25 protein-coding genes are annotated in these 26,881 nt (G+C 42.7%); 14 read left to right on the top strand and 11 right to left on the bottom strand.

Annotated features, from left to right (window positions below; genetic code table 11):
- Window positions 1-39 precede the first annotated feature (39 nt).
- The 4 genes from IGI46_RS04820 to IGI46_RS04805 all read left to right on the top strand — a co-directional run bounded on the left by IGI46_RS04820 (window position 40) and on the right by IGI46_RS04805 (window position 3,188).
- A complete protein-coding gene (locus IGI46_RS04820; protein WP_429962305.1) occupies window positions 40-897 on the top strand; it encodes a transporter substrate-binding domain-containing protein in 858 nt (285 codons plus the stop codon).
- A gap of 11 nt (window positions 898-908) precedes the next feature.
- The gene (locus tag IGI46_RS04815) at window positions 909-1,601 is read left to right on the top strand and encodes an amino acid ABC transporter permease (RefSeq protein ID WP_429962304.1); all 693 of its coding nucleotides are present in this window, start codon (window positions 909-911) and stop codon (window positions 1,599-1,601) included.
- Window positions 1,602-1,741: 140 nt separating this feature from the next.
- Window positions 1,742-2,518, top strand: coding sequence for an amino acid ABC transporter permease (locus IGI46_RS04810; protein ID WP_207701367.1), 777 nt, complete (start codon window positions 1,742-1,744; stop codon window positions 2,516-2,518).
- Window positions 2,457-3,188 (top strand): amino acid ABC transporter ATP-binding protein, encoded by a 732-nt coding sequence (locus tag IGI46_RS04805; RefSeq protein ID WP_429962303.1) that lies wholly within the window; start codon window positions 2,457-2,459, stop codon window positions 3,186-3,188. Before IGI46_RS04810 ends, IGI46_RS04805 begins: the two co-directional genes overlap by 62 nt.
- Before the next feature lie 41 nt (window positions 3,189-3,229).
- Here IGI46_RS04805 and IGI46_RS04800 read toward each other — a convergent pair whose 3' ends face one another.
- Genes IGI46_RS04800 through IGI46_RS04790 form a run of 3 tightly spaced genes read right to left on the bottom strand, consistent with a single transcriptional unit; the run spans window position 3,230 to window position 7,803 of the window.
- Window positions 3,230-3,991 (bottom strand): nucleotidyltransferase domain-containing protein, encoded by a 762-nt coding sequence (locus IGI46_RS04800; RefSeq protein ID WP_429962302.1) that lies wholly within the window; start codon window positions 3,989-3,991, stop codon window positions 3,230-3,232.
- A 24-nt stretch (window positions 3,992-4,015) separates the two neighbouring features.
- Window positions 4,016-6,565 (bottom strand): metallophosphoesterase, encoded by a 2,550-nt coding sequence (locus IGI46_RS04795; protein WP_429962301.1) that lies wholly within the window; start codon window positions 6,563-6,565, stop codon window positions 4,016-4,018.
- Window positions 6,562-7,803 (bottom strand): class I SAM-dependent methyltransferase, encoded by a 1,242-nt coding sequence (locus IGI46_RS04790; RefSeq protein WP_429962300.1) that lies wholly within the window; start codon window positions 7,801-7,803, stop codon window positions 6,562-6,564. The genes IGI46_RS04795 and IGI46_RS04790 overlap by 4 nt, the downstream gene beginning before the upstream one ends.
- Before the next feature lie 122 nt (window positions 7,804-7,925).
- On the opposite strand from IGI46_RS04790, the gene IGI46_RS04785 reads away from it, so the two are divergent.
- Together IGI46_RS04785 and IGI46_RS04780 are read left to right on the top strand one after the other, a co-directional pair.
- Window positions 7,926-9,128 (top strand): WYL domain-containing protein, encoded by a 1,203-nt coding sequence (locus IGI46_RS04785; protein ID WP_429962299.1) that lies wholly within the window; start codon window positions 7,926-7,928, stop codon window positions 9,126-9,128.
- A 1-nt stretch (window position 9,129) separates the two neighbouring features.
- Window positions 9,130-10,044, top strand: coding sequence for a WYL domain-containing protein (locus IGI46_RS04780; protein ID WP_429962298.1), 915 nt, complete (start codon window positions 9,130-9,132; stop codon window positions 10,042-10,044).
- A 95-nt stretch (window positions 10,045-10,139) separates the two neighbouring features.
- On the opposite strand, the gene IGI46_RS04775 is transcribed toward IGI46_RS04780, so the two are convergent.
- The gene (locus tag IGI46_RS04775) at window positions 10,140-10,535 is read right to left on the bottom strand and encodes an Lrp/AsnC family transcriptional regulator (RefSeq protein ID WP_429962297.1); all 396 of its coding nucleotides are present in this window, start codon (window positions 10,533-10,535) and stop codon (window positions 10,140-10,142) included.
- 113 nt (window positions 10,536-10,648) lie between these two features.
- Between IGI46_RS04775 and IGI46_RS04770 the strand changes: the two genes are divergently transcribed.
- Complete coding sequence (locus IGI46_RS04770; protein ID WP_429962296.1) at window positions 10,649-11,191, top strand: cysteine hydrolase family protein; 543 nt, start codon at window positions 10,649-10,651, stop codon at window positions 11,189-11,191.
- A 116-nt stretch (window positions 11,192-11,307) separates the two neighbouring features.
- Here the strand turns inward: IGI46_RS04770 and IGI46_RS04765 are convergent, their stop codons facing one another.
- Window positions 11,308-11,550 carry a hypothetical protein gene (locus tag IGI46_RS04765; protein WP_429962295.1) on the bottom strand — a complete coding sequence of 81 codons (243 nt, stop codon included), beginning with the start codon at window positions 11,548-11,550 and terminating at the stop codon, window positions 11,308-11,310.
- Window positions 11,551-11,855: 305 nt separating this feature from the next.
- Here IGI46_RS04765 and IGI46_RS04760 point away from each other — a divergent pair, with 305 nt between their 5' ends.
- Both IGI46_RS04760 and IGI46_RS04755 read left to right on the top strand, forming a co-directional pair.
- A complete protein-coding gene (locus IGI46_RS04760) occupies window positions 11,856-13,271 on the top strand; it encodes a peptidoglycan amidohydrolase family protein (RefSeq protein WP_429973023.1) in 1,416 nt (471 codons plus the stop codon).
- 218 nt (window positions 13,272-13,489) lie between these two features.
- Complete coding sequence (locus IGI46_RS04755) at window positions 13,490-15,022, top strand: LPXTG cell wall anchor domain-containing protein (protein ID WP_429962293.1); 1,533 nt, start codon at window positions 13,490-13,492, stop codon at window positions 15,020-15,022.
- A 51-nt stretch (window positions 15,023-15,073) separates the two neighbouring features.
- On the opposite strand, the gene IGI46_RS04750 is transcribed toward IGI46_RS04755, so the two are convergent.
- Window positions 15,074-16,120 (bottom strand): galactitol-1-phosphate 5-dehydrogenase, encoded by a 1,047-nt coding sequence (locus IGI46_RS04750; RefSeq protein ID WP_429962292.1) that lies wholly within the window; start codon window positions 16,118-16,120, stop codon window positions 15,074-15,076.
- Between the two features lie 123 nt (window positions 16,121-16,243).
- Complete coding sequence (locus IGI46_RS04745; protein WP_207701355.1) at window positions 16,244-16,462, bottom strand: transcriptional regulator; 219 nt, start codon at window positions 16,460-16,462, stop codon at window positions 16,244-16,246.
- A 140-nt stretch (window positions 16,463-16,602) separates the two neighbouring features.
- Here IGI46_RS04745 and IGI46_RS04740 point away from each other — a divergent pair, with 140 nt between their 5' ends.
- From IGI46_RS04740 to IGI46_RS04720, 5 genes are all read left to right on the top strand, one after another.
- Window positions 16,603-16,920: a helix-turn-helix domain-containing protein gene (locus IGI46_RS04740; RefSeq protein WP_207701354.1), complete on the top strand. Its 318-nt coding sequence runs from the start codon at window positions 16,603-16,605 to the stop codon at window positions 16,918-16,920.
- Between the two features lie 474 nt (window positions 16,921-17,394).
- Window positions 17,395-19,578: a hypothetical protein gene (locus tag IGI46_RS04735; protein WP_429973022.1), complete on the top strand. Its 2,184-nt coding sequence runs from the start codon at window positions 17,395-17,397 to the stop codon at window positions 19,576-19,578.
- 12 nt (window positions 19,579-19,590) lie between these two features.
- Window positions 19,591-20,109, top strand: a complete 519-nt coding sequence (locus IGI46_RS04730) for a hypothetical protein (protein ID WP_429962290.1) — start codon at window positions 19,591-19,593, stop codon at window positions 20,107-20,109.
- A gap of 55 nt (window positions 20,110-20,164) precedes the next feature.
- On the top strand, window positions 20,165-20,800 hold the full coding sequence (locus IGI46_RS04725; RefSeq protein ID WP_429973021.1) for a hypothetical protein: 636 nt from the start codon (window positions 20,165-20,167) through the stop codon (window positions 20,798-20,800).
- A gap of 27 nt (window positions 20,801-20,827) precedes the next feature.
- Entirely contained in the window at window positions 20,828-21,064 is a 237-nt protein-coding gene (locus IGI46_RS04720) for an LPXTG cell wall anchor domain-containing protein (RefSeq protein ID WP_429973020.1), read from the top strand.
- Between the two features lie 75 nt (window positions 21,065-21,139).
- On the opposite strand, the gene IGI46_RS04715 is transcribed toward IGI46_RS04720, so the two are convergent.
- Genes IGI46_RS04715 through IGI46_RS04700 form a run of 4 tightly spaced genes read right to left on the bottom strand, consistent with a single transcriptional unit; the run spans window position 21,140 to window position 26,834 of the window.
- Entirely contained in the window at window positions 21,140-22,012 is an 873-nt protein-coding gene (locus IGI46_RS04715; protein ID WP_429973019.1) for an ROK family protein, read from the bottom strand.
- A gap of 9 nt (window positions 22,013-22,021) precedes the next feature.
- Window positions 22,022-23,392: a glycoside hydrolase family 1 protein gene (locus tag IGI46_RS04710; protein ID WP_429973018.1), complete on the bottom strand. Its 1,371-nt coding sequence runs from the start codon at window positions 23,390-23,392 to the stop codon at window positions 22,022-22,024.
- A 15-nt stretch (window positions 23,393-23,407) separates the two neighbouring features.
- Window positions 23,408-24,202: a MurR/RpiR family transcriptional regulator gene (locus IGI46_RS04705; protein WP_207704590.1), complete on the bottom strand. Its 795-nt coding sequence runs from the start codon at window positions 24,200-24,202 to the stop codon at window positions 23,408-23,410.
- Between the two features lie 10 nt (window positions 24,203-24,212).
- Window positions 24,213-26,834 (bottom strand): glycoside hydrolase family 38 C-terminal domain-containing protein, encoded by a 2,622-nt coding sequence (locus IGI46_RS04700; RefSeq protein WP_429973017.1) that lies wholly within the window; start codon window positions 26,832-26,834, stop codon window positions 24,213-24,215.
- Between the last annotated feature and the right edge of the window lie 47 nt (window positions 26,835-26,881).

Below are 26,881 nucleotides of genomic sequence, written 5' to 3'. Positions count from 1 at the left end.
GAAAAATACGTCCCATCATATGAACAAGGAGGCAGCAAAATGAAAAAACTAGTTATTGGTTTAGGAATCATCTTGGTACTGGCCGGAGGGACCTTCTGGGTCAGGCAAAGCAACCAGCAGGAAGCCGCCGATGAACAGGTGACAACCATCAAAGTCGCCCACACTCAAAATTACGTTCCTTATGATTTCATTAATGAAAACGGCGAATCCGATGGGTATGAAGTTCAGGTATTAAAGGCCGTCGATAAAAAACTCCCCCAGTATAAGCTGGAATACACTGGTACTAGTGACGATGATTTGCTCATTGGATTAGAGTCAGGAAAATATGACGTGGGGGTTAAGGGTGCTTGGTACACCGCTGAACGGGCGAAAAAATTTATTCTGCCGGAAGAAAAGATCGGCGCCAGTATCATTGGTTTTACCATTCGTAAAGAAGATGCTGGAACCATCACAGATATTGACTCGTTTGCAAAAACAGGAGGCAAACTAGTCCCGATCTCCCCACAAAATGCGCAATGGAATGTGATTGAGGAATACAACAAAGAACATACCGATCAACCAATCCAGTTAACAGCTGCAGAAGCCTTTAACGTAGCTGATGCCTATGCCTGGGTACTAGAGAAACGGTATGACGCCTTTTTTGATATCAAGCTTTCCTATGAGGAGGCGATTCAAAATGAAGAAGGGGCTTATCATCAATATGCTGATCAGCTCACTTATGTTCCTTACAAAGGAATTCCAACTTACCCGCTAGTGCATCGTAATGAACAGAATAAGGAATTTGCTAAAGCTTACGAAGGAGCAATTCGTGAATTAGAAGCCGATGGTACTCTTCAAGCGCTGTCGAAAAAATATTTTGGTGAAGATGTTTTTCAATTTATTGACAAGAATGACTAAGGAGGAATTCGATGGTCTCTTTTGATCCGGCACATATCCTTCAGGTGCTGCCTAAGCTGCTGACGTATTTACCCGTTACGCTGGCAGTTGTAGGCATTACGGTTCTTTTAGGAACACTTCTAGGCGGAATCGTCGCCTGGGGGCTGCTTGCTTCAGATAACTATTTGAGAAAAATTGCGGAGAGCTATGTTTTTGTTCTGCGTTGTACACCGCCGATTGTCCTATTGTTTATCGTTTTTTATGGCTTTCCCCGCTTCCTTAATTGGTGGCTGGGTATCCAAAGCGATCGCTGGTCTCGGGGAGTCTTCGTGATAATCGCCATGACTTTATTGTTTGCAGCTATTATTTCCAAAGTCTTTACTTCGGCCTACTTGTCGGTACCTAAAGGACAACTGGAAGCCGGATTGAGTATTGGGCTGTCCCCTTTTCAAACATTTTATCGTATCTTATTGCCGCAGGCAGCCCGTATTGCTTTGCCCAACTTTTCTACTGCTTTACTTAATTTGATGAAGGATGCCGCTTTGGCCTACACCATCGGCTTAATTGATGTGTTAGGCGGTGCAAACCTTTTGATTAATCGCAACTTCGGCAACTTTTCGCTGGAAACTTATACAGCGGCTGCGATTATTTATTGGGGCTTGGCTTTCGTACTGACCTTAGCCACTCAAGCTGCTGAACACCTTCTGACACCTAAAGGATACTAGTTCCACTATTCCCAGCTTCGTTTCCACAGAAAATAAATCAAACGAAGCATGCGAGTTAAGAGGAAGGGTATCCAGTCTGAGCACCAAACTGATTTTTCAAGGAAAAATGATTGCCTTGATATAAAGAGGGAGTGAATGAAATGGATTGGCAATTTATCATCGAAACCTTTTTCTTAACCTTAAGAGGGGTTCCTACTACTTTGGCTATTATGGCAGTAGCCTTTGCTCTGAGTTTTTTGCCAGCTTTACTGCTTGCCTTGGCACGAATCCACAGGGTTAAAGGAATAACTGGTTTTTCCATGGTTTACCTCGCTTTTGTGCGGGCGACACCGCCGATTTTACTGATTTTATTCTTTTACAGCTTGCTGCCTAGTGTCTTAAATGTTTTCATGCAGCGGATTGGAAGCTCGGTAAATGTCTTTGACTTTAATCCAATTTTCTATGCCTTTATCGTTTTTGGCTTTTTAACCACTGCCAGCTTATCGGAAGTATTTCGTTCGGCCTTAATGACCGTAAACAGAGGCCAACTGGAAGCCGGTCAGGCCATTGGCCTAAGTAATTTTCAAACCTACCGGCGGATTATTTTTCCTCAAGCTTTGGTTTCGGCATTGCCGAATTTATGCAACCTGATGATTAACTTAGTCAAAGGGACCTCTTTGGTCTTTGTCATGACGGTGCAGGATATTACCGCTATCGCCCGCGTACAGGCTGCTTATGGTTACCATTATTTTGAGGCTTATTTTGTCATCTTTGTTGTGTATTTACTGCTATGCGGAGCAATTCAAGGCGTGTTTTCGTTGCTCCAGCATCGAAATTCCCAACGTACTAGTAAAAACGTTCGAAAGGAGCTTTCCCATGCTAAACGCTACTCATATTCACAAAAGCTTTCAGCAGCAATCAGTTTTAAAAGACGTTAGTTTGCAGGTAAATCAAGGAGATGTCATCGTTATCCTCGGCCCTAGCGGATCAGGAAAAACTACCTTCTTGCGTTGTCTAAACGGCTTAGAGAAGGCGGACAGCGGTGAATTATCACTTGCCGACAATGCTTATGACTTAGCCAAAATTTCCAATAAAGAAATTTTAACCCTCCGGAAAAAAACTGCCTTTGTTTTTCAACACTACAATCTGTTTGCCAATAAAACCGCTTTGGAAAATGTCTTAGAGGGCTTAATTATCGCACGTAAGATTCCTAAAGCGGAGGCTTTGAAAACTGCCCACGAAGCCATCGCCAAAGTGGGATTGTCTAGTCATGAAAATTACTATCCTCATGAATTATCTGGTGGGCAGCAGCAGCGGATCGGAATCGCGCGAGCAATTGCTGTAAAGCCGGATGTGTTGTTGTTTGATGAACCGACTTCGGCATTGGATCCCGAATTGATCGGCGATGTACTGCAGGTGATGCGTCAGCTGGCGGAAGAAGGCATCACGATGGTGGTAGTTACTCATGAAATGGGCTTTGCTCGTGACATTGCCAGCCATGTAGTTTTTATGGATGAAGGTCGAATCATTGAAGAGGGACCCCCTGAGGAATTCTTTGCGGCACCAAAGGAAGAACGTACGCAACGCTTTTTAGCTCGGATTAGTTGAAAAAGGAGAAACGCTGCTTTAGTATACAGCGCTTCTCCTTTTTATGCTTTCAGCCAGCTTAAAAAGAAAGCATTGAGCTTATCTGAAGAGATGGCTGGGCCTTTATCCAACCCCTGCACATAGGCACTAAAGAAGGTCAGCTTTTCTTCTAAAAATTGATTCAACTGAGGAATACAGGTTTCCAAATCCAGCTCATCCCCCTGTTTCTTTCTAGCAAGCAGGTCATTTATGATCTGCAGCAAGTCTGCAGGTAAATCAAGCAGTGTCAGCAGCTCTTCAAATAAAACTGGCGGCCGCTGATGATACGTCTGAATCCACATACAAGCCAATACTGGACGCAAAACATAAAAATATTTCTTGATCCGCACCTGCTCCTTTTTCAAATACTCTCGATAGTTGCCCTCTGCCATATGCAAGTAATGATAAATCAAACGTTGTTCGTTGAGATTTTCTTCACTCAATTGCCGAAGTTCAGCAATGAATTGTGGGTTTTCGCAATAAACTAACGGCGAGTTCAACCACTCCAATAAAGCCGGATTGCTTTTTTGCAGCAGCTTTAAGGTTTTATCTAAATCCCAGCCGCAAATATCCAACTGATCACTAATGGGGATTTCCAAATGGTCTGCTGTCTTTTCCAGTTTTAAGTACCAATTTTTGGGACGTCGATAAATGAATCGCACATCAAAATCGCTGTCTTTGGAGGGAAATCCCCATGCACGACTGCCGCTTTCAACAGCGTATAAGATATCAAGCTGTTCCTGCTGTTCAATTCTACGCAGAGCTTGTTGAATTTTTTGTTCCATTTTCTTTCCTCCCTTATTTATAATTTATAGTCTTGGATCGAAGGCTGATTCCTTCTCCATCTCAAACAAAAGATTGGCTAAAAGATTCAGGTATTCTGTGTTTTCCTTTGTCAGCTCAGCTTTTGGCAGCTGCAAGAGTTCTCGAGCCAGCTCATATTCCTTGATCGAGGTTCGCAGCTTATGGGAAATATTTTTCCCCTTAATCAGCTTTTGATAATAATGGGCGCTGTGATAAGTAAAACCATAGATTAGTGTTAGATAGGCTTTATTTCGAACCTTTAAGAAAGGAGCCGCTCCCTTCTTCTGCGTTTCCGGCTTAATTACGATACCTTCCATTTGCTGCTCCAGCGTCATTTGATCAAAATAGCTTTGAGCTTGTTCTTCGGCATTGGCTGCTGTTAGATCCAGCAGTAAAAATTGGTCTCTATTTAGAAGCTGATAAATTTCTGAAGTAGGCTTGTTGACAACCTCTTCTCTATCTTGATACACAACCTTCAACAGATCAAAGGCTTTGAAGCTCAGTGGCGCATCTTTACCGTACAACTCAATTTGTTGTTGATACAGGTGCAGGGCCTCTTCCTGTTCAGCAAACGAAACTTGGTTGGGCAATACCTTCAATAATTCACGAAATTGTCTGGCAGCATGTTCCCCGTACTTTTCAGTCAGCTGTTTTTTTGATAAATGATAACTGTCAGCCGTAAAGTCAGAGGCGTTTAGCTTGGCTGTCAGCTGCTGGAAGTGTTCTGAGAATTGACTGCTCTTTAGAAAATCCAGTTCACCCTCAATTCCTTTGGCTACTGGCCAATATTCTTGGTCGATTAGATTTTCGCCTAAGGCACGCCATGGCAGCAGTTCTCCATCTAATAGAAGCATTTTTATTTGATTTTTTTTCATATACGAAGCAAATTGCTGCTGCAACTGGGCAAAAACCTGACCCATTTCGGGTAGATGAATCTTGTAGCCCTTGCGCGAAATTGCATAGCAGTCCTCTAGCTTTTCATGAAGATAAACGTTGGCTCTGGATCCCATATATTTTGGCTCCAGTACAACTTGTTGCACGCCTTGCTGACGATAATAAGCCAGTGCTTCTTGCAAAGATTCCAGATCATTTTGTTCGCTGTTTGCTGCTGCAGGCGCCATTGTTCCTGAGAGATACTGCACCTGATTATTAGCCATACGCAGCACTCTTTTTTGTTCCTTTTCAGTCAATCTTTCCCATGATTGTAGTTTGGGACGACCGAAAAGAACTGGCAGCTCTTCAGTTTGTTCATTGATAGAACCTACCGCTGTTTTTGCATTGCCTTTAGCAAAAATTTTAAGAGCACTTAGCTTGTTGCCATAAACAGTCCCTGTATCGATCCCATATTTATTTTTCACCCGGAAAATATCTTTAGCAGCAATATGGCCAAAAATGTGAATGGGCAAATTATACATACTTTCTTCTTCCAACCATTGCAGCTGCTCCTGCACCGGCTTGTCACGATTCAAGCGGAAGTTTCGCTGATTGCGCAGCGCAGCACTGTCCATTTTACCTAAAAATTGTTGGTGACATGGCGCATGGGTCACGATGAAAGACTGCTTTTCATCGCCAATTCGACGAAGAAACGGCTGACTTTGCTCCACTAGCTGATTAAATTTTGCCAGAAGCTGCGGCTGAGCTTTTAAGGTATGAATCGAAGTAAAATGCTGATCAATGACTGTCTGCTCGGCGCCCTTTATTTCCCCTTTTAAATACTGGTATACAAAATGTTCATGATTTCCGACTATCAATTGAAAATAGGCCCGATTTTGAAACAGGAACTCAATCATTTCTGCTGTCTGTTCCCCTTTATCAATCCAATCGCCCAGTAAAATTAAATCCAACGGCTCCTTGCTGGCAATTTCCAATTTATTTTTGTCTACTTGATACCCCAGCTTTGAAACCAATCTTTTTAAATCTGCGACCGACTCGTGGACATCACCAATTACGGCATAATCTTTTTGGTTGGATAGTAATGTAGCTAGATACGCAGACTTATTTTCTACTTCAACAGTGATCTCTTGAAAATTTTTATGTTTAATTCGATGCACCGCAGCATAGTTTTCCTTTGATAGCTTAGGCAGTACCTCTTTTTTTAAGCGGTCTACATGCTTCGTAATTAGCACTTTGGATCGCTCGGAGGCATAGAATTCTTCTCTGGCATAATCGAAGACTACTGCTTCTACGCGGTAATGATTTTTCTCAGCAATTTCCCGAACCTCCTGCCGAAATTCTTCGGCCAACCCGATGGTATCGACAACAACGAACTCTGCATTCACAGGATAGCTAGTTAAAAAATCCAGTTTTGATTTTAGATAGGGAAAGGCAATTCCTGATGCCTCCATCATACTAGCTGCATATTTGTCATAGTCTCGCCCCAACAATTCGCGACGCATGTCATCTGAAGACAAATGATGACTATTGGTTTGGAAATTTTTTTCGGCTGCTTGGAAGGACAGCTGGGGCAGTAAGACTTCTTTCGTAAAGGTTGTCTTCCCCGATTCAGTCGGCCCAATTAATAGAAAAATCGTATGAACTTGGGTGGTTATTTTCATGCTGTTTGCTCCTTTTTAATCCGTGCTCCTTGGGTAGTGGCAATTCCGTTAACTTGATCACCGGTAGTGAAAAATTCAAGTGTATCAGTGTTGCCAACAATTTCCGTCAACCACTGCTTAAATTCTACTTCAGTAAACTCAAATTGATGATCCTCGTGTCGTTTTCGATCCGCTGACAGTCCATAAAAGGAATTAAAATCCTTATTGGGTGTTGAAAGGATCAGTTGATGAAAGGGCAGCTGAAGTAATTTTTGCAGCAGCTTCTTCGCTTCATCTTTTGACATATGTTCGATGACTTCCATTAATAAGATGTCCATCGAAGCAGGCACATCGGCCTCTTCAAGTGATGCAAATAGCTGGATATTGGTTAGCTCCATGCGCTCACTTCGCTCCTTGGCATAGGCCAAGACATCTGGATCAATATCAATTCCGATATACTGATTGACCTTCTTAGCAAGGTGAAAATACGCACCTCCACCACAGCCAACATCTAAAATTGCATGGTTTAGATCCAGCAGTTCTTTTACCTTCTCGATTCGGGAATAGCTGGTCCCGCGGTAAGTAAAGGAAATCTGCTCCTGGCTGTTTGCCTCTAGTTCTGCTTGATACTTAATAAAAGACTGTTTACTATACAAAAATTTTCGTACAAATAAATTGCGAACATAATAAGGTGCTTTGATGGCGTGTAAAGATTGAATGCAGCGCTGAATGAGCGTATCACTCTCATCTAAAAACGTGCTGCTCTCTTTTGCCAGCAATAAGAGAAGTATATAGCTCCCATGAAGCAGCTTATAAAGGGAATCCGCTGCTATCGTGATCCGATAAAATCCAGTTAACAGCAGCTCCTCCTGAATGTCAAAATCTGACAATACTCGTTGAAGGGAGTGAAAAAGCTCGAGCTTTTTTATTTCAACCATCGTAATCGTCAGCTGGTTGTCAGATTTCCCTGCTTCCGGCTCCTTCATCGCAGACTTTAAGAATTCTGTCATTAATGCCAGATAAGCCTGCGGTGCAGAATACTGCTTAACATTCAGATAATGCTGCTGCTCTTCGCGGGTGGACCGAAACGAAAGCACTGTACCATAATCCTGAAAATACAAGCAATAAGTTTGTGGTGTCTCATACCAACCAAAGCTAGTGCCGTTACGAATACCTCGCAACAGCAATCCCCCTTCTGGATGCTTTTTGATTAATTGGGTAAATTCCGGATGGTTGGAAGTTACTGTCATGATTGCCATTTTTTTGTCCTCCTGTTGTTTAACTGTCTTCATCTTACCCAATCACTCAAAATAGTTCTTTTAAAAAAGGGTGCGAACTTGATACAATGAAAGATAAATCAGTCCCAGGAGGTGGAGAGGCATTGGCGAAAAAATTTCAAGAGCTGGTAAAGCAATTCAGTACGTTGCGCAGCTACACACGAGAATTCTTAATTTACGGCTTTAAAAGTCGAGAAGAAATTACGTTGTCCAGCCCGCGAACCTACGACAATGAACGACGCCGTTTGGAAAGCCTGCTGCAGGACTATGTAGAGGTCCAAACAGTTAACAATAAAAAGATTTATCGCTTAGTCTTACCCGCAAATCAGGCAGACAATCCGCTGCACTGTTTGTGGCAAACCAAATCTTTTACTCGAAATGATATTTTTCTGCATTTTGTTTTGCTGGATATTCTAGCTTCACAAAAAAAATTGACCGTAAATGAGCTGGTTCAACAGGTGGACAGCTACTTGGAGGTCTTTGAAGACGACTATCTGATCGACAGTCTGACGATTCGCAACAAACTCAATGAGTATGCTGAGCTAGGAATTTTATCCAAAACCAAAGAGGGCAAACAGTGGTTTTACTCTTTAGAGGAAGAAATCAACTTCAGCCCTCAACAGCTGCGAGCCATTCAATTTTATAAAGAAACAGCTCCTATGGGGGTAATTGGGGATTTATTGTTGAAACGAATTCCCCATCCAGACTCTCCCTTTTGCTTTAAACATAAGTATGACAGTCAAACATTAGACAGCGAACTATTGCTTACTTTGCTGCAAGCAATTAAGCAGCAGCAAAGAGTCCAGCTAACCAAAGTTAATGGTGTGGAGCTGAGCCTGACACCGTTGAAGGTTTATTCCAGTTGCGAAAGTGGACGTCAGTATTTAGTAGGTACTCATTCGGGAAAACTATATTCTTTACGCTTAGACTATTTGGAAAAAGGTCGTCTGTTGGGTAAGACAGAAAATTACCAGCAAGGCTTAGACAAGTTGGCTGCTGCAGAAAAAACAGCCTGGAACTGCTCCTTTACGATGACCCGAACAGTCAACTATCGAATTCTACTGCACCTGCCTGAGCCTTATTTGTATCAGCGGCTGCTCCGGGAAAAACGCCAGGGGAGCGTGACACCACTAGGCGATTCCTTGTATGAATTTTCAATTGATTTGATTGATCCCAAAGGCATGGAGCCTTGGCTGCGTACTTGGATCGGACGAATTGTACAAATCAATTCGCCTAATCGAACCTGGGAGAACCAGTTTTGGAAGGATGTATCCGCGATGAAACACTTATACGGGTTGGAGGAATAGTATGGAGCTTTTTTCGGAAATTCACAGTTTATATTACCAGTTGATGGCCCAGCTGCTGCAGACTAAAACAGCGGACGAACAGCAGGAGCTGCTAGAACAAAATGGGTTTAAGGAAACACCCTTTGAGATGTCTGCCTATTTAACTGAGGACAAAGATGGCTGGCACTTAACCAAGGACAAGCATACCATTTTAAAGCATTCACCTAAGTCTTTTCCCCTAACGAAGCTGGAAAAAGCTTGGTTGGCTGCCATTCAACAGGAGCAGAAATTTTCCTGCTTCAGCGAGCCCTTTGATCTTGAAGAATGTGAGCCTTTGTTTAGCTGGCAGGACATTCATTACTTTGATCAATTTGTCAGCGAGGACAGCTTTACTGGCGCATACGCGCAAATTGTTCGCAAGCTGCTGCAAAGTATCGACGAACAGCAGGTAGTGCAGTTAGACTATCAGGCTGCAGGCAAGCAGCAAGCAACCCGTCACCTTTTCCAACCTTTAAAGTTAGAATACTCGGCAAAAAATAATAAGTTTCGCGTACTGGGCAAGCGGAAAAACGGTCGCAGCTGGAAAACAGTGACCTTTAATTGTTCAGACATCCAGTCTCTTGAGCCTGCCAAAGACAGCTCGATTGAAGGAATGGTTTGGTCTCCGCCTAGACTCTGCAAAATTGTTTGCCATCTGATCGACGAACGAAGTGCTTTAGAGCGCGCAACCTTCCATTTCTCCAACTATCGCAAAACGGTAGAACGTTTAGGGGATAATCAGTATCGCTTGACGGTTTTCTATGAGAAGAAGGACGAGACGGAATTATTGATTAATGTCCTCTCCTTTGGTGCTCGGATGAAGGTCGTTGAGCCCGATCATTTTGTCCAGTTGATTAAGGAACGGTTGATTCGGCAGAAGGAGCTAAGCCATCTTTAAGCTACCTCTAAGCTACCTGCGAAAAGGGCAGTGACGGACAAGCGCGAAAAATAGATCAAAAGCACCAAGAGCAGTAGTCTCTTCGTACTTTTGATCTATTTTCTTTTGTCGATTAGTACAGTTTCCACGCTGTAGCGAGCCCATTTAGAAATGTCCTCGACAAACTGATTCAACTGATCCTTGGTAAAATGAGCAACCACTACATAGCAAGCTTGACCGCTCACCTTGTAGAACTCCTCAACTTCCTTAAATTGATTAACTGCCGCTTCGACGGCTGCAAAATTGGCTGACTTCATAAACAGACGAATAAACTGCTTATCCGAATAATTGATCGCAACTGTAAACTTTTTAAGCATGCCTTGCTCTTTCAGCTTGGTGATCCGATTCCCCACTGCTTGTCCAGTTAAGTGAACCTGCTCCCCGATTTCCTTATTGCTAAGACGGCTGTCTGCCGCTAAAATCTGCAAAATTGCTTCATCTAATTGATCCATACCCTCACCTTTTTCATGTTGAAAGTTTTTCCCTGAATTCTTTTTCACCGGGTTCTGTCTTGCGTCACTGCTTTTTCCTATACTAAATGTACCAACTACAAAGGAGAAGACAGATGAAACAAGGATTACTCGTTATTGATGTTCAAAATGATTATTTTTCCAGAGGCAAAATGCCCTTAGCTCAACCGGAAGCTGCACTGCACCAGGTTAACCTTTTAGAGGCATATTTCCAACAAAAGAGCTGGCCGATTATTTATATTCAGCACGTCAATTTCAAAAAGAATGCGACTTTCTTTCAGCCTTGTACCACAGGTGTCCAGCTGCATTCAGATCTGCAGCTGAGTGCTGAATCTATTCTAATCAAGAAGCTGTTTCCCAACAGTTTTCATAGAACCAAGCTGGAAAAAATCTTGAAGGAACTAGGAGTCAACCAGCTGGTCGTCACTGGAATGATGACCCACATGTGCGTAGACTCTACCACCAGAGCCGCTTGCGAGCTTGGCTTTCGTCCCATTGTCATCTCTGATGCAACAGCAACTAAAGCGTTGACCTTTTGCGGTGAAGCTGCCCCGGCTCAAGCAGTTCAAGCAGCTTTTCTTGCAGCACTTGGCAACTTTACGACAGTTTGCAGTACAACAGAATACTTAAGCAGCTAAGTGGGCAGCCGTATGCTCCATTTGGGAAAGCTATTCTGCAAATTGCCAGGTTTCTCTATTGTTCGAGCAACGATACAGACAAGTAAACATCTTCCAGTGGTCAATGCTGTTGTTTTTCAGCAGATAAGCTGTCGTTTCCAATTGATGGGTCTCTGTTTGATAAACCGCGTTAGGTGACTGGAACAGAGCCAAACTGCCTGTCTAATCCCCCTCCCGCTCTTTAAAGGAACTACCGCAATTGCTGGTATAAAACAGCTTTTCCCAAATCGATAAAAGCCCAAGATTGGATTCACAAAACTGACATATTGAACCGGCTGAGGTACACTGGTTTCATTACCGATTTTCTTTGTCATCGGCATTGATTTTCTCCTTGGAGGATAGTCATTCAATAATAAATAGTTCTAGATTCATAAAGCCCTCGTCATAATCTAGTTTTTCTTATTATCCTATAGAATAAACAGGTTGAACAGAGAATTAGAAAGATTAATAGTAAAACATTGGTTCATGAGAAGCCTTTGAGTGTGTTTGTAATTTTTAAAGCCCGCTGCAATGCGCTTGCTTAATTTTAAAGCTTAAGCTTGCAGAAAACTGTTTACGTTACAAAAATAATCACGTAGAATATCAATTAGAATAGAATGATTGTTTTTTAATTTAGGGGGATTAGATGGAAAAGAAACGATTTAAAATGTACAAAAAAGGGAAACAATGGTTGGTTGCTCCTATCGTTTTTATAGGTTTGTTAAGTGCTGTTGGAATGGCGACTGGTGGAACTACAGCCTACGCTGATGAAGCACCCGCCTCTCCTAGTTCAGAATATATTCAAGTCGAAACTCCCCAGGCCGATGTGACTCCTGTGAAACCTGATGAGTCCGCAGTTTTGCCTGAGGATAACCAAAGTAACATTACACCACCTGCTACTGATCCCGGTGAGAACAATCAAACGGAAGAACCAGTAGTTGATCCGATTGAAGACCCGTCGACCGAGGTCAAAGATCCAGCTGTTGATCCGGGTGAAGATACTTCTGCTGAGGATAAAGATCCTGCTCCTACAGAGGAGGATTCTTCAACTGAAACAGAAAATCCTGTTGAGGAAACCGAAGAACAACCTAAAACAGACCCTGTTGATTCTACAGAGGCTAATAAGCCTACGGAAACAACAACGGACAAGTACAAAGAGACAGCTCCAAAAGCTCCAGCTCAACCAGTAAAAGCGCAAGCAAAAGCTGCTGCAGCGCCTGCTAGCGCAAAGGCTGCGGAACAAGCAACCATTCAAATCTATCGCGTGTACAATCCGAATTCAGGGGAACACCTGCACACGATGAATGCCAATGAACGGAACTTTCTAGTCAACCTGGGTTGGCGTTATGAAGGTGTCAGTATGCTAGTTACTCCAACTGGGCATCAGCTACACAGAATTTATAACCCAAATTCTGGCGAACATCACTATACATTGAACATGAATGAAATTAATATGCTGAAACGAGCAGGCTGGCGTTATGAAGGGATCGCATGGCATACCCCAGCTACTGGCGTATCAATCTATCGTGTTTATAATCCTAATACCCGCGGAGCCGGTGCACACCATTACACAATGGATGCCAACGAAAGAGATACACTGATTCGCTCCGGCTGGAGAAATGAAGGCATCTCTTGGTTTTCAGCGGGGACTAAGCAGCCGCAGGAAATTCTAATGGACTGGTTCTACGCCCGTCAAGGACAAGTAACCTACTCCATGACCAATCGGAACGGTCCAAATTCCTATGATTGTTCTAGCGCTGTCTTTTATGCTTTAATGGAAGCCACTTACCTGCCTATGGGAACCTGGGTTGGGAATACAGATAGCTTGTTTGCTTTGGAGAACAAAATTCTTATGCCAATTTCAAGAGACCAAGTAAGACGTGGAGATATCTTTATTGCTGGTAAAAAAGGCAATTCTGCAGGTGCTTTTGGCCATACCGGTGTTGCAACCAGCAACAGCAGAATCATTCATTGCAACTACAAGGACAATGGCATTTCAGAAACACTGATCGCTGGACGTACAGGTGACCCTTGTTACTGGTACCGTTTGGTAAAACGCTAATTTAGACTTAAACAATTAGGGCACCTCTTGATGATTAGGCAATCGTTCTAATCATCAAGAGGTGCTTTTTATGTATGGATTTCTGTTTATTTTTAATTTATTTTGTATTTATTAGTCTTTATGTATATACTATTAACTGAAGAATAAAGCATCTTCCCTATTTGTTTAATAAAAACTTATCGGGAAGAAACGATGTGAAACTGTAAGGAGGAGAATCATTGAAAAAGTTTGTTGGTTTATTGATTATCGCCTCATTTTTTCTGACGGGCTCCGCTTCATCCTTAGCGGCAACCTACAACACTAGAGAAAAACCAAACGAGGCAATTGAAGATGCAAGTATTTGGAACAGAGATGTCGGTGACGGCATTGATACCTTCAAGTACGAAAATGGGCATTGGGTACCTTTTGAAAGTACGTCAAAAAGAAGAAGCGCAGCCAGAGAAGACTATCTTGAAAAAGTAGTCGCGCCAAACAAAGAAGCGCGGAAACAAGCAGAGGAATTGCAGCAGGGCTATATCGCCGAAGTAAAAGAGGATGCTGAAGTCTTTGATCATTTAACAGAAGACGAAAGTATGCTGGTTGCTTACACCGACGAACAAGGGAGCCACCAAGTAAGAATCCCTAAGGTTGAGATGCCTGACGAAATTGCCGAGCCTGCTAAATTCTTTATTAGTGAAAATGTTCCCGAGATGCTGCCAGTTTTAGCAACAGCTGATGTAGCGGAACCTGTCACTCAAAGTTCGAATCAACCGGCTGCTCCTGAATTAAAGGAACTGACCTATAAAGTAGAAAATAATAAGGTCTTAACTAAAGCTGATCTTCTTGAGAAAGTAACCTACGAAGGTGACAAGAGTGATATTTCCATCGAAATTTCTTCTAAGATGGTTTATGCTGCTCAGAACAATACCGCTTATTACCATGATTTAAATAGTTTATTAGCCGTGACCACAGTAGATAAGATTAGTGTTTTGTCCGAAGAAGATGCTCTTGCAAAAGGTTTGGTTTCAGCTCCAAATGAATCCAATCAACTGACAAAGATTAATCTATCCCTGCCTGGTCAATATACAATTACTTTAAAAACTCAAACAGCTGGAGTTACTGCTGTTCTCAAGGTTGAAGGCAAAAATGACACAATCCCTGAGCCGATTCCTACTCCAACCCCAGAGCCTCAACCACTAAAAATCGAGGTCAAGGATCATACGTATCCAGTCGAGGTTGGTAAATATTTGGATGAAACGGCCTTGTTAAGTTTGGCCACTTATAATGGTGATAAAAGCAAGCTGAAAGTTTCAATTGCTACAGACTATGTATACGTTACACCTAATGCTGAAGTTTATCATATTGATCTGCACGAATTATTAAGCAAAGCGAATTTAGAAACAATCACTGTGATGACTGAGCAGGAGGCCATCAATCAAGGCCTGCGCTTAGCGACCGAGAACAATGATAAGGGCGGAATCGATACGATTGATCGTTCACTGCCAGGAAAATATCGCGTAACTTATACAGACGGTCAAACCACCGTCACTAGTGTGATTACGATTGGTGAAGTGAAGGCCGAACAAGAACCAATCACCACACCGGTAAACAATACCAGACAAACGACCACAGCAAAAACCTACCCTACCACTCAGGCGAAAAATCTGCCTAAAACGGGGAGTACTTCCTCGAATGTTTTGATTGTGTTGGGTATAGGGATTGCCGCTGCAGCAGCCTTCATCTACTGGAAAAAATCGACAAAAAAAGCCTAAAAACTAGTTTTAAGGACAACTGCCCATGGTAGTTGTCCTTTTTTGTCATGATTAAGTTTTAGGGACAAGCAAAACCTGCCAGCTGGCAATATCCTTATTCCTCGCCAAATCAAAAGCCAGCATAATATCATCTAACGTAAAACGGTGAGAAATTAAGGTCCCTGGCTCCAGTTTTTTTTGCTCAATCAACGAAAGGGCAGCTTCCCATTCATTTCCAGGAAAAGGAGCGGAGTAAGCACTTGAGAGTCCCATTATCGTATATTCTCGAAGAAATATATTAGTAAAGGCTTGCTGACGAAGCATTACATTTGAGGGAGCTTGCCCATAAAATCCTATTGTTCCGCCTTTTTTGGTAATCAGCAGGCATTGCTCTTCTGCAATAGATAAACCAATACATTCGATTGCAACGTCTACACCTCTTCCCTCCGTCAGCTGTGAAATCTGCTCCTCGATCGAATCACGCAGCAAATCAATGGTATCCGTCACGCCATGAAGCTTGGCTTCCCATAAATTGTTTCGATCGGTATCCAAGCCAATAATTCTTTTTACCCCCGCTTGGCGCAGCCATTGAACATTCAATAAACCAAAGGTGTTCAGTCCAAATACTGCAACCGTATCACTTGCTTTGATCGCCAGTTTTTCCATGCCATGGACTATTTCAGCAATTGGTTCCAGCATTACCGCCTCCTCAAAGGCAATTGTTTCTCCTATTGGAAGTACGCTTTCTTCAGGTACAAGTACATATTCAGCAAAACATCCATTAAGATGAGTGCCAAGCTTCTTTCCCTCTTCACACCAATGCTGATGTCCTCTCTGACAATCTGAGCACTCACCACATGGAATGAACGGGACAGCAGTTACTCGGGTACCTACTTGCAGTGATGAAACCTCACTTCCGATCTCTTCTACAACTCCGGCAAACTCATGACCAATGATTTTCGCAGTTTTATGCCTTCCTCCGCTTTCCACTTGACGAATATCTGAATCACAAATACCAACAGCTTTCACTTTAACAAGCACCTCACTTCCTCTGGGAGCTGGCCGGTTCATTTTACGCAGGTTAAAGCTGTTAAATTCATTTAGTACTGCGGCTTTCACAACAATATACCTTCTTCCTGTCTTTACTTTTCCTCTATTGCGGCAATTACTCGGATACATCGTGTAACCAATCATAGAAAAGTACGCTAAAACTCATTTAAATTTTTTAATTCTATAAATAAATTATTGACTCAAAACAAACAATTTGTCAAAATCTTTTTCAGATAATTCGAATGCCAACAGCAATTTCGCTATTAATTGACTCCCAACACCTCTATCTCCATTCAAAATCCGATAAATGGTTGAGGGTGCAACCTCCATTCTCCCTGCCAACGAATAAACATCATCCCCGTTTTGCCTCATCATGCGCTCCAATTCCAGTTTATTTAGTCTAATTTTCATTGGTCCACCTCCGTTGCCTTATGTCAATAAGATAAATCAAATATTGACAAAAGGCAATAGTTTTACTATTTATTATACAATTGCCTTTTGTAATTGTTGCCAATTGGCTATATAGTAATAATGAAGAGAGGGGATTTCTTATGGACTTCGGAAAAAAATTAAAAGACCTGCGTGAATCGAAGGGATTAGGTGTGAATCAGCTGGCACTTAAATCTGGCGTAAGTGCCTCGAACATCTCGCGTTTTGAAAACGGTCAAAGGAAAGGCCCGACTCTTGAAACGGTAAAAAAATTATCGAAGGCGTTAGGAGTGTCTATTTCCTATTTTGATGATGACCAGCTGAAGCCGGCCGAACTAATTGCCGCCCATATCGATGAAGATATTATTGAGGAACAAATCGAAGATATCATTAATTATATTGAATTTATTAAACAAAAGAATGCTCAAAATAAAGAATAGAAGGATTTCTCGCCATTACTATTCTATTCCACTCAAATCACAAATAATCAAAAGAAAAAAGAGTGAATCCACTCTTTTTTCTTTTGCCCTCTCAAAAAATGATAACGCACGTTATTTTTCTCCATCCAATCCTCAATCAAACACCTCCAGATCAAGCTTTTGTTCAAAATGAAGCAGTAAATTTGTCTTATTTGAACTTCTCCCTTACAATAAGTTAATCAAAATCTTCCTTATTTATCCTAATTATTATATAACAAAAACAACGGATAATGATTTTGTAATTAAAATGTATTCAGTTGATAAGTGAGCGACAAGAAATATTATAATTTATTTCTACAAGAAAACAAGACATTAATTTTATCTTAAAAAGAGAAAAAAATATTTATCTCCTCCTTTTTTTGGGATAAAATATGAAATGTATTATAAAATAGTTATTTTCCTTAAAATAGCAACAAACCGAAAGGGGTGGTTAGAATGAAAAGGAAGATCACATTCCTAGCTACGCTTTTTTTGTTTATGAATGCTGCTCAGCTACCTGCCTGGGCGGAAGAAACATCCACTATCGATACCTCTTCCACCGAACAAACAAGCCAAACGACGAGTATAGAACAAGAAAGCACAACTGAAATAGCATCTACGGAGCACGAAGCCGAGTCTTCAAGCACTAGTACAGAAGAGTCCATAACTCATGAAGACTCCACGGATAATTCAACCGAGAGCTCTAGTGAAGCTGAACAAGAAGTACAGGAAGCACCCACAGCTAAAGTGGCAGCGCTGGCCGCAGCTGGAGATGGCACTGAAACGAATCCGTACCGGGTAACAAACTTTCAGGAATTGAAGGATGCCCTAGCCACCTCAGTAGCGTCTGGACAAACACAATATATTCAGCTGCAAAATGACATTGTTTATAATACTACTGGTACTTCTATCAAGCAAAATACAGTAATTGACGGCAATGGTTATGCTCTTTTGTACGATGGGACAGCTTACGGTACGGCTCACTTTGGTACAGGTGCAAACAATATAAGTGTTACATATAAGAATTTAACTTTTGGCAACAGTACTTATCCCAACAGTTCTTGGTATGGGATTCTCTATACCTCGAATAGCAATGTTTCATTCACCGTTGAGAATGTTAATTATACTATCCAAAGGGGCAGTCAACCTTTTTGGGGAAACAATAATGCTGGGAATACCTTAACCTTCAAGGGAAAAAATAATTTTAGTTCCTCTGGTAATTCTTACGGTGGTGAATTTGTTGAGGGCTATCGTTCTGTTACCTTCGCTGAAGGCAGCGACACTACTATCTACAATGATTCAACTGATGCTACCGCTATTTTCTATAGTACCAGCCAATCAGTCACGGTAGAAAAAAACGCGTCACTAGCCATTGAATCCAGCAAGACGTATCTTTTTTATGGCGGTGCTGCCTTAAATGTCCAAGAACAAGGGAATTTCTCCTATAAAAATATTTACGGAGTCAACTCTACGTCAAGTACAGCAACCTTATCTACAGGAACACTGACTGCTAACTTTGCTAAGGACTCAATTGGACATTTCACAACGGATGTTAACGGCTTTTCTGGTTCCAATCCGATTATCAATCTGAACTCACCAGATTACGTTGTTTTTGATTCAACAAGCTCATCTAGACAAGTTCTGGGTTCAATGAATCCCATCTTTAGACGAGCAGATTCAGATACGTCTTTGTATAAGATCGCCTATTTAACTGCGAGTGGACAAAAGGATTACGTTCCTAGAGTAGCTACGGGTTCAAGCTACACTGTTACATCCAGCAATATTGGCAGTGGTTATTCAGTCGCATACGCCAAAATGCCTACCATTGAAGATGTGTCAGCGACTCCAACTACTGGACAAGACATTAGTACTATCGATGCACAAATAAACAGTGCTGCACCAGCAACTGCTGTAAGCAGCAAGGTTCAATATAAGCTAGCAACCAAGCAGCTCTATAGTGGGGATATTACTGCTGATGCTTCTCAAACCAGTATCGAACAGGCTGGAACAGCAGAGGGAGTCGCTCAGACAGCGGACACTGTTCTGCCAGGAAATACGACACCAGCTGGAGCAGATTCGAAGCACGCATTTACTCAGTTGCCTGCCCAAAATTACTATTTGTATGCCAAGGCTAACGATCAACGCATAACAGGTTATACCTTCGATACTTTGTGGAAGGAAACTTCAGCGGAAGTACCGCCCTACGTACAGATCTTATTTTCAACTAATGCGATGGCATTCGACAGTCCGATCCCTGGGCAATTTGGTAAACAGCAAAATCTAGACAGCTATACCGTGCGCAATGCTGGCAATGTTCCAACAGAAACGCGTTTGACCAAGATTACTCGCAACAGCGACAGCTCTGAAAAGCTTTCCTTAGTTGATCAATTCGATACTCACGATCAGGAGCTGATTTTATCACTGATTGCTGAAAAAGCAGACAGTGGCGAAAAAATAACCTTGGGCCCTTTAAGTGAGCAGGATCCCTTGAATCTAGATGCTGTTACATTGAATCCTTTTTGGGATACCGATGCTCAGGCTGACCTGTATTTGGCTGGAGATTATTCCGGACCAATGATTGGTCCACAAAAATTCAGCTATCGTTTTTCTTTTGCTATTTCAGAAATTACGACAAATTAGAAGGAGGCAATCATGGAAGAAAAAAAGAAACGCAAAAAATGGTTGCTGCTTTTAGCTCTTTTGCTGCTGCTTATTGGCGGCTACGGCATTTACCACTTCTTTTTCGCACCGAAGCCGCAGGCAATGTCGGTGATCAGCGGTGATTTTTTACCCGAAGGAAAAGATGCGAAGAAAATGTCGGATAAAGAGTTGGCTGATCTTGCTCAGCAGAAAGCAGACGAAAGCAACTTTAATATGATGATTGCTTCAGAAGCAACCATCAATAGCGAAACTCAGCAAGGGCAATTACCGATCAAGAATCCTGAAAGCAATGCCTATCCGGTCAATGTCGAAATCAAAGACGATCAAACCGGTGACATCATTTACACCTCTGGGGCAATTCTTCCCGGAGAGGAAATTGATCAAGTTCACTTGGACAAGCCGTTAGCCAAGGGAACGCATCAAACTACGGCAACCTTTAGCCTGTATGATGCTCAAACGAAGAAAAAACAGGGCGAGGTCTCAGCAGGTGTCACGATTTTAGTGAACTAAATTTGGGCTACACAATTAATTTTGTTTATATATATATACTTAGGAGGAAAACAGAATGAAAAAATTATTAGCTATATTATTAACAACCGGCATCGCTTTAGGAGCTGCGCCGCTTGTCTTTGCCGCAGACGGTACTGAAAGTGCCAGTCAACAAACAGTTAACGGTCAATCGACTGCAGATATTGAGATCAACGGAACATTAGGTGCCGATAACACTGATCCAGATGCAAAAATCCCAGAAGGTGATGTAAACTGGATCAACGTTACAGTCCCTACTAAAACCATCTTCTACAATACTGCAAGCGATACTAGCATTAAAGCGCCAAACTATTCAATCGTTAACAACTCTGGCCGACCAGTTACCGTTTCAGCAAATGGCTTCACTGGAGATGGTGGTAACCCAACATTACCAGAGGACTTCAACTTGAAGCTTGACGTAACAGGAGCAGCAGGCGTTTCTGCTACAACTGCTTCTACCAGCTTGGTTACTAACGGTTCATTGGCAACACCATTGAACTCAGAATTAATCACTTTAGCGAACAGCAAAAATCAATTGGCTGCTGCGGATACTGCAGCAACACCTGAGAAAAACAAAGCAACCTTTACTTACTCTGGAAGTGCAACAGCTGAGTCACAAAAACAGCTAAAATACACCTTGAACCTGAAATTTGATGCAGTGAAATGGAACTAACCATTTCCTGCTGGATGAGGTGATTACATGGATACGGATATCGAGATTTACGGTCAATTAGGACTTGAAGCTCCTGCTACTGAAGCTCCTGCTGAATCAGAACAGCCGCCTGAAAAAAATGAGCAGCTTGTTCCTCACTATGTGGTGCAGCAGCAATCGTATCCTAAAACCGGTGATACCGATCAACTATTTCTTTTCTCTTTCTTGGGCCTGCTGCTGGTTATACTGGCGGTTTGGCTAAAGAAAAAGCTGAGTGAGTCCTAACTCAGGGAATACTAAAAGACAAGCAAACTTGATCTTCATACGATCGAATTTGCTTGTCTTTTTTCATAGTAGACGCTATTTTTCGTTCTTCGCAAGGGTTCGTTCAAAATTTAACGCCGCTCCAACTAAATTGGCATCGTTTTGAAACGCACAGCAGCGAACCTGCGGCATGATTTCTTCCACCTGCTCCTCTTTCAACAAATGCTTGAGCCGACCAGCAATCTCTTCTGCCAGTTCTGGTCGTTTTGAAACACCGCCGCCTAAAATGATCAGCTCAGGATCCAGCGTTACTTGAATATTGTACAAATTATTGGCAATCCTTTGATACATGTCATCTAAATAGTTAGCAGCCAGTTGATCTCCTGCTTCACTTAACCAAAAGAGGTCCTTGCCTTCAACTGCTTTAGCGGTTTGCTTCGTATAGAAATTTGCGGCCTTCACTAAGGTACCATTTTGACTAAAGGTCTGCGTATCCATACTCTTCATTAAACCAAATTCGCCGCCAAAAAGATTGCTGCCTTTATAAAGCTGGCGTTGAATAAAAATCGCGCCACCAACCCCGGTACCTAAAACCACAAACACCATGTTTTGGGCATCTCGGCCGGCTCCTAGCTCTACTTCCGCAATCCCGGCACAGTTGGCATCATTTTCAATCGCTACTGGCAGGTTTAAGCAGCTTTCCAGTTCGTCAAAAATCGGTCGGTGGTGAATGTACTCAACCGCGCTGATTCCCAGAATCTGTCTTTTGGCAACATCCACCGCACCAGGTGAGCTGATTGCTGCCCCTTCGATGGGTTGCTCGTATTGCTGAATCGTTTGGCGAAACTTATCGAATAATGCTTCATAATTTTGCGGCGTCGCAAAAGAATCTACCTTTGTCAAACGTCCATTGGTCCATAAGCCATGCTTTACTGCCGTTCCGCCAATATCAAATACTGCTAAGCTCATTCTCTTCACCTAAAATCCATTTTTTTCTGCGGTTGCTTTAAACCACAAACCACTCTTCTTCACCGAACGTTCATAGGTCGCTAAATCCATGGAATAAAAACCATAACGATTCCGATAGCCGTTTAACCAGGACCAGCAGTCAATAAAGGTCCACGCATGATAACCGAAGCAATTGCTGCCTTCGCTAATCCCCTGATGCAAATAGTCCAAATGCTCCTGCATAAATTCAATCCGGTAATCGTCCTCGATCATCCCAGATGCATTCATGAAACGTTCCTCGTCGGCTACGCCCATTCCATTTTCACTGACGTACCAAGGAATATTGTGATACGTTTCCTTCATCATTATCGCTACATCATAAAGCGCTTTAGGGTAAATTTCCCATCCGCGATAAGGATTGATCCTCTTTTCCGGCCAATCATAGGCTGCGTAAAAATCATGAGGCATTTTGGCTGGAGACTCGGCATGTTCAGGCGCCTGCACTCGCCGCGGCTGGTAATAATTTAACCCGATAAAGTCCACTGTATTTTCTTCAAGCAGTGCTGCATCGCCAGCTTTTACCGCTGGAAGCAAATCATTCTCCGCTAAAAGAGTCACCAGCTCCTCTGGAACATTTCCCAGTACAGCCGGATCTAAGAAGCTGCGCGTGTTCAACAGGTCAGAACGCTGAGCTGCCAATTGATCTTCCGCCGAGTCGCTTCGGGGATAGCTAGGAGAAATATTCAAGATAATCCCGATTTCACCCTTTGGCAGGACCTTCCTAAAAGCTTCCACTGCTTGAGCATGGGCCAATAAGGTATGATAGCCCACTTGAACTGCCCGTTTAAAATCAACAATCGCCGGATAATGGTATTGATACAAATACCCACACTCCACATGGACCATCGGCTCATTAAAGGTCGTCCATTTTTTTACCAGGTCGCCAAATAATTTAAAAGCTGTTTCAGCATAATAAGCAAAAGCCGCCACTGAATCCCGGCTTTCCCAGCCTCCTTGATCCATCAGCCACATCGGCAGATCAAAGTGAAACAGATTAATAATCGGTTCAACGCCATGATCCAGCATTGCTTGAAAATACTTACGGTAGAAGATAACTGCCTCTTGATTGACCGTTTTCCCATCTGGTAATAAGCGTGTCCAGGCAATCGAGGTTCGCACCGAATTCATACCAATTGCCTGCATTCGCTGGCAATCAGCTGCGTACTTATCGTACATCTTGGACGTATCTGCTGGTCCTTGATTCTGATTGAACTTTTCTGGTGCCTCCGTAAACCAGTAATCCCAGGTAGAGGCTGATTTGCCATGGCTTAAGCTTTGTCCCTCTGTTTGAGGAGCCGACATGGCTGCTCCCCATAAAAAATGCTCAGGAAATTTTTTCATTGGTTCATCGATCCTTTATTTGTGTAATATTTGCTCCGATTCCAGCCACTGCTTGAGAGAATCGGAATACAGATGAATGTAGCGTTCGTAGACCATATCCAGCTGAATGAGGATCGGAATTTGCGGGGAAATGTTCCCCAGCGATTCTTCTCGGGTAAAGCTGGCTGCGATTAGCACTACGTTGGCGTAAGGAATCAGCTGAGAAAACTGATTGGAGGTAATCAACAGGATTGGTACCCCGCGAACTTTCGCGATCTTCATCGCCTCCAGCAGCTCCTCATCATCCCCCCGCAAGGTTGAGACCACAATTAATTCATCCTGATTGGCAAAATTAGCCGACATTAAAATCGAATTCTCATCAGCAATGACCCGTACATATTTGCCGACTCGGGAAAACTTAAATTGAAAATCAGCTCCGGCATAGGAATTGAATCCTTTGCCGAAGAAATGAATAATTTTGTGCTGATGTAAATAGCCGCAAAAAGCATCGACTATTTCTTTCGAATACGTACTGTCACTGCGCGTTGCCAAGGAATGATAGGCCGCCGTCACTTTAGAAGCTACCGACAGATCCGACTCATCCTTATCTAGCGACAGCTTATACAAGAAGATCAGTTCCTTGTAATTGTTCAAGCCGATTTTTTTACAAAATCTGGTAATCGATGCTTTTGAGACCGCCAAATGCTCAGACAGCTGGTCTATATTTTTAGGGGCCTGCTGCTTACTCAAAAAATAATCGGCGATCACTTGCTCCACCGCTGTAAAATTTAACCGACAGGACTCAATTAATATGAAAATATCTTCTTGCATGTTCTTCTCCTCAGTTCACGATCTGAATCGTTTTTATTTCGCCAGGTTTGACTGTTCCAATAGTAATTTTATCATTTTTTTCAACTGGTAAAATGGGAGTTCCTTTAAGATCCGCAAAGGTATAGCTCATTTCGGTCGGTCCTAGAATGTAGCCACCCTCTACTGCTTCATGGGTACTTGGATTAAACACTCTCAGCTCAAAGCCCGCACCTGCCTTTGATTTTGCCAATGAGCTGAACACCAGCTTTTCGCTCACCAAGGTAAGCTGTTCTTTTTGAACAAGCTTCTCCGGTAAAGGATTGGAAACAAAATATTTCAGTGTCGAGGTGAAGCGATTCATTTCCTGCAGCTGGTAAAACGGACAGGACAAAGCATAATTCAGATAGTCCTTTGCCAGTTTGGCTGGGTAATATGTTTGCTCCAATTGCAGCGCGAATTTGAAGGTCATTTTTTTCTGCAGCTGACTATCAGGTGTTGCAATGTACTTAAACTCATTACCAGAAGCAACCCCTGGCCGACGAAGCAAATCAGGTCGTCCTAAGAACCCAACAGAACGAAACAGAGTCAAAGCCATCGTTCCGAAAGCTTCACCTACAAATTGATATTCCTTCATGCCTTTGGTGAACACCGTCCAACTGGAGGCTTCATTGTGACTGTTAACATAGCTCAGCATTGGAAAAATCGCTGTCGGTTCTTCTCGCCAGCCCAGCTCCTGCCAGTCCGTAATATGCCGATCCTCTACCTCACGCTTGATCGTTCCAAAGGGGGTATCGGTATAAGAGAACTCATTTTGATGAGGGGTGTTGATCAATACCCGCATCCGATGATCACAGGCTGTGTTGTCAATTTCCAAATGGCATTCAAGCTGACGACTACCTTTTTTCAACGAAAGCACCAGTTCATAGTCTACTGATTGGCTACGTTGTTTATTTTTTCTCTCGGTTAAATCCTTCGCAACATACCACTTTCCAGTAAATTTAAGTTCTGATAAAAGCGGACGTTCATTCACCTGACAATCGGCATCCGCTAAGCTCAATAGATACTGATCGTCCTCATACGGCGGAGAATAATCATAGGTATCTCCTTCGTCTCCACTATCCTCAAAGGTTAGAATGTTTTCATACTGCTGATTGTCCTGTTTGGTAATTAGAGTCAGCTGACCCGCTTCGAAAAACAGCCGGTAGTAGTCATTTTCAATCAAAGGTTTTCCAGCTTGCATTTGATCCGTTTCAGGCAAACTGCTTTGTGCTTCAACCACCTGATAGGTTTCAAAGTTCAAGGAAGGCAGCTCTACCTCTAACGCAATTTCATGAATGAAATAGTATTGCTCTGGATTCTGATCCTTTTCCAACCGACGAATGGAGCCAGCATATTCTTTCTTCGTTTCCAGTAAATCAAAGGGAATAGACTGTCCGTCTTTTTCGATAGTGAACTGCTCATAGGTAGTAGACAGCTCACAATGCATTACCTTTTTCACTGGCCAAGGAACCGTGTTGAAAATCACTAGATCATCATTGGCTGCTGCCGCTCGCGACTCCGCAATTTTCCGAGTCAGATAATCGACTAAGGAATAGGACAGCTGATCTGCTTCAACAAAGCGATCCAAAATAATTTGATTGGTTTTGTCGCTGTTGCAACCGCCTGCTGAATCATGGGCTTGGTTTTTGTTCAACAGCTTCCAAATCCGATCAAGAAGCCCTTTTTTGTAAGGAATGCCATAGGACTCTGCCATCACCATTAACGGCTCCAGCTGATAAATCATCCGCCGCTCGATCTTGTCATTTAAATATTTATGATCGTAGCGCGAGGAATAAATCGAGCGATGAATTTTCGATACCGAGCTGGAAATAAACTCGCCTTCTACCGTTGGCAGGTCGTTTTCCTTAATTGCCTCAAAGAAATCTTCATAGCTGCTTTCCACCAGCTCAACCTCAGGCAGTGCCTGATTGTACTGGTGGATTCGTTCCCGCAGGTTAAAATCGACATACCGCTGATCACCGCCCACCGGCAAGACCAACTCATTACCCGTCGCTCCTTCCCCGATGGTCTCGATCAGCTCCTGATACTCATCGGTATAAATCAAGCCGACACCTACAAAATAGCCGTTCTTAATATTGGAAGCCAGCACCTGCGAGCCATCCTCCGCCTGCCAGTAAAATTCCCGCTTGGTGGTAACATCATTAGGAACTCCGCGCCAAAAAACAGTTTGATCGATGCCAAAGCCATTATAAATTTTCGGCATGTCTTTGCTTTGACCAAAGGAGTCCGGCAGGTAGCCAATTTTCATGGCACCACCCAGCTCTTCGGCCAGCTCCATCCCCAGCTGCAAATTTCTAACAATTGATTCCCCACGGACAATCAGCTCGTCGGTTTGCGTATACCAAGGACCAATTTTCAATTTGCCCTCAGTCACTAACTTTCGCAGCCGCTCCTTTTGTTCCGGGAAGCTTTGCAGGTACTCATCCAGAATACTCATTTGACCATCCAGCAGGTATTGATCAATTTTGTTTTCCTCCAAAGCCGTCATTACCTCGTCCAAATGATAGGTTAATTGAACAAACGACTCATTATTGGTAAAGTACCATTCAAAATCCCAATGGGTGTGGTGGATTACGTGAACTTTTTTCTTCATACTCTCAGTCCTAACAAGCAATTTTTAAATAAAACTGGAGCAGCAGC

The sequence above is a fragment of the Enterococcus sp. AZ163 genome, assembly GCF_050498925.1.
Lineage (GTDB): Bacteria > Bacillota > Bacilli > Lactobacillales > Enterococcaceae > Enterococcus_A > Enterococcus_A ferrettii.
Note: the sequence above shows the minus strand (reverse complement) of the source record. Positions and strands in the feature narration are given on the sequence as shown.

What these genes read in the sequence shown, in the direction of transcription:
- IGI46_RS04820 (WP_429962305.1), top strand. Translation starts at nt 40, where the DNA reads ATGAAAAAACTAGTTATTGGTTTAGGAATCATCTTGGTACTGGCCGGA.
- IGI46_RS04815 (WP_429962304.1), top strand. Translation starts at nt 909, where the DNA reads ATGGTCTCTTTTGATCCGGCACATATCCTTCAGGTGCTGCCTAAGCTG.
- IGI46_RS04810 (WP_207701367.1), top strand. Translation starts at nt 1,742, where the DNA reads ATGGATTGGCAATTTATCATCGAAACCTTTTTCTTAACCTTAAGAGGG.
- IGI46_RS04805 (WP_429962303.1), top strand. Translation starts at nt 2,457, where the DNA reads ATGCTAAACGCTACTCATATTCACAAAAGCTTTCAGCAGCAATCAGTT.
- IGI46_RS04800 (WP_429962302.1), bottom strand. Translation starts at nt 3,991, where the DNA reads ATGGAACAAAAAATTCAACAAGCTCTGCGTAGAATTGAACAGCAGGAA.
- IGI46_RS04795 (WP_429962301.1), bottom strand. Translation starts at nt 6,565, where the DNA reads ATGAAAATAACCACCCAAGTTCATACGATTTTTCTATTAATTGGGCCG.
- IGI46_RS04790 (WP_429962300.1), bottom strand. Translation starts at nt 7,803, where the DNA reads ATGGCAATCATGACAGTAACTTCCAACCATCCGGAATTTACCCAATTA.
- IGI46_RS04780 (WP_429962298.1), top strand. Translation starts at nt 9,130, where the DNA reads ATGGAGCTTTTTTCGGAAATTCACAGTTTATATTACCAGTTGATGGCC.
- IGI46_RS04775 (WP_429962297.1), bottom strand. Translation starts at nt 10,535, where the DNA reads ATGGATCAATTAGATGAAGCAATTTTGCAGATTTTAGCGGCAGACAGC.
- IGI46_RS04770 (WP_429962296.1), top strand. Translation starts at nt 10,649, where the DNA reads ATGAAACAAGGATTACTCGTTATTGATGTTCAAAATGATTATTTTTCC.
- IGI46_RS04765 (WP_429962295.1), bottom strand. Translation starts at nt 11,550, where the DNA reads ATGCCGATGACAAAGAAAATCGGTAATGAAACCAGTGTACCTCAGCCG.
- IGI46_RS04760 (WP_429973023.1), top strand. Translation starts at nt 11,856, where the DNA reads ATGGAAAAGAAACGATTTAAAATGTACAAAAAAGGGAAACAATGGTTG.
- IGI46_RS04745 (WP_207701355.1), bottom strand. Translation starts at nt 16,462, where the DNA reads ATGAAAATTAGACTAAATAAACTGGAATTGGAGCGCATGATGAGGCAA.
- IGI46_RS04740 (WP_207701354.1), top strand. Translation starts at nt 16,603, where the DNA reads ATGGACTTCGGAAAAAAATTAAAAGACCTGCGTGAATCGAAGGGATTA.
- IGI46_RS04735 (WP_429973022.1), top strand. Translation starts at nt 17,395, where the DNA reads ATGAAAAGGAAGATCACATTCCTAGCTACGCTTTTTTTGTTTATGAAT.
- IGI46_RS04730 (WP_429962290.1), top strand. Translation starts at nt 19,591, where the DNA reads ATGGAAGAAAAAAAGAAACGCAAAAAATGGTTGCTGCTTTTAGCTCTT.
- IGI46_RS04725 (WP_429973021.1), top strand. Translation starts at nt 20,165, where the DNA reads ATGAAAAAATTATTAGCTATATTATTAACAACCGGCATCGCTTTAGGA.
- IGI46_RS04720 (WP_429973020.1), top strand. Translation starts at nt 20,828, where the DNA reads ATGGATACGGATATCGAGATTTACGGTCAATTAGGACTTGAAGCTCCT.
- IGI46_RS04715 (WP_429973019.1), bottom strand. Translation starts at nt 22,012, where the DNA reads ATGAGCTTAGCAGTATTTGATATTGGCGGAACGGCAGTAAAGCATGGC.
- IGI46_RS04710 (WP_429973018.1), bottom strand. Translation starts at nt 23,392, where the DNA reads ATGAAAAAATTTCCTGAGCATTTTTTATGGGGAGCAGCCATGTCGGCT.
- IGI46_RS04705 (WP_207704590.1), bottom strand. Translation starts at nt 24,202, where the DNA reads ATGCAAGAAGATATTTTCATATTAATTGAGTCCTGTCGGTTAAATTTT.
- IGI46_RS04700 (WP_429973017.1), bottom strand. Translation starts at nt 26,834, where the DNA reads ATGAAGAAAAAAGTTCACGTAATCCACCACACCCATTGGGATTTTGAA.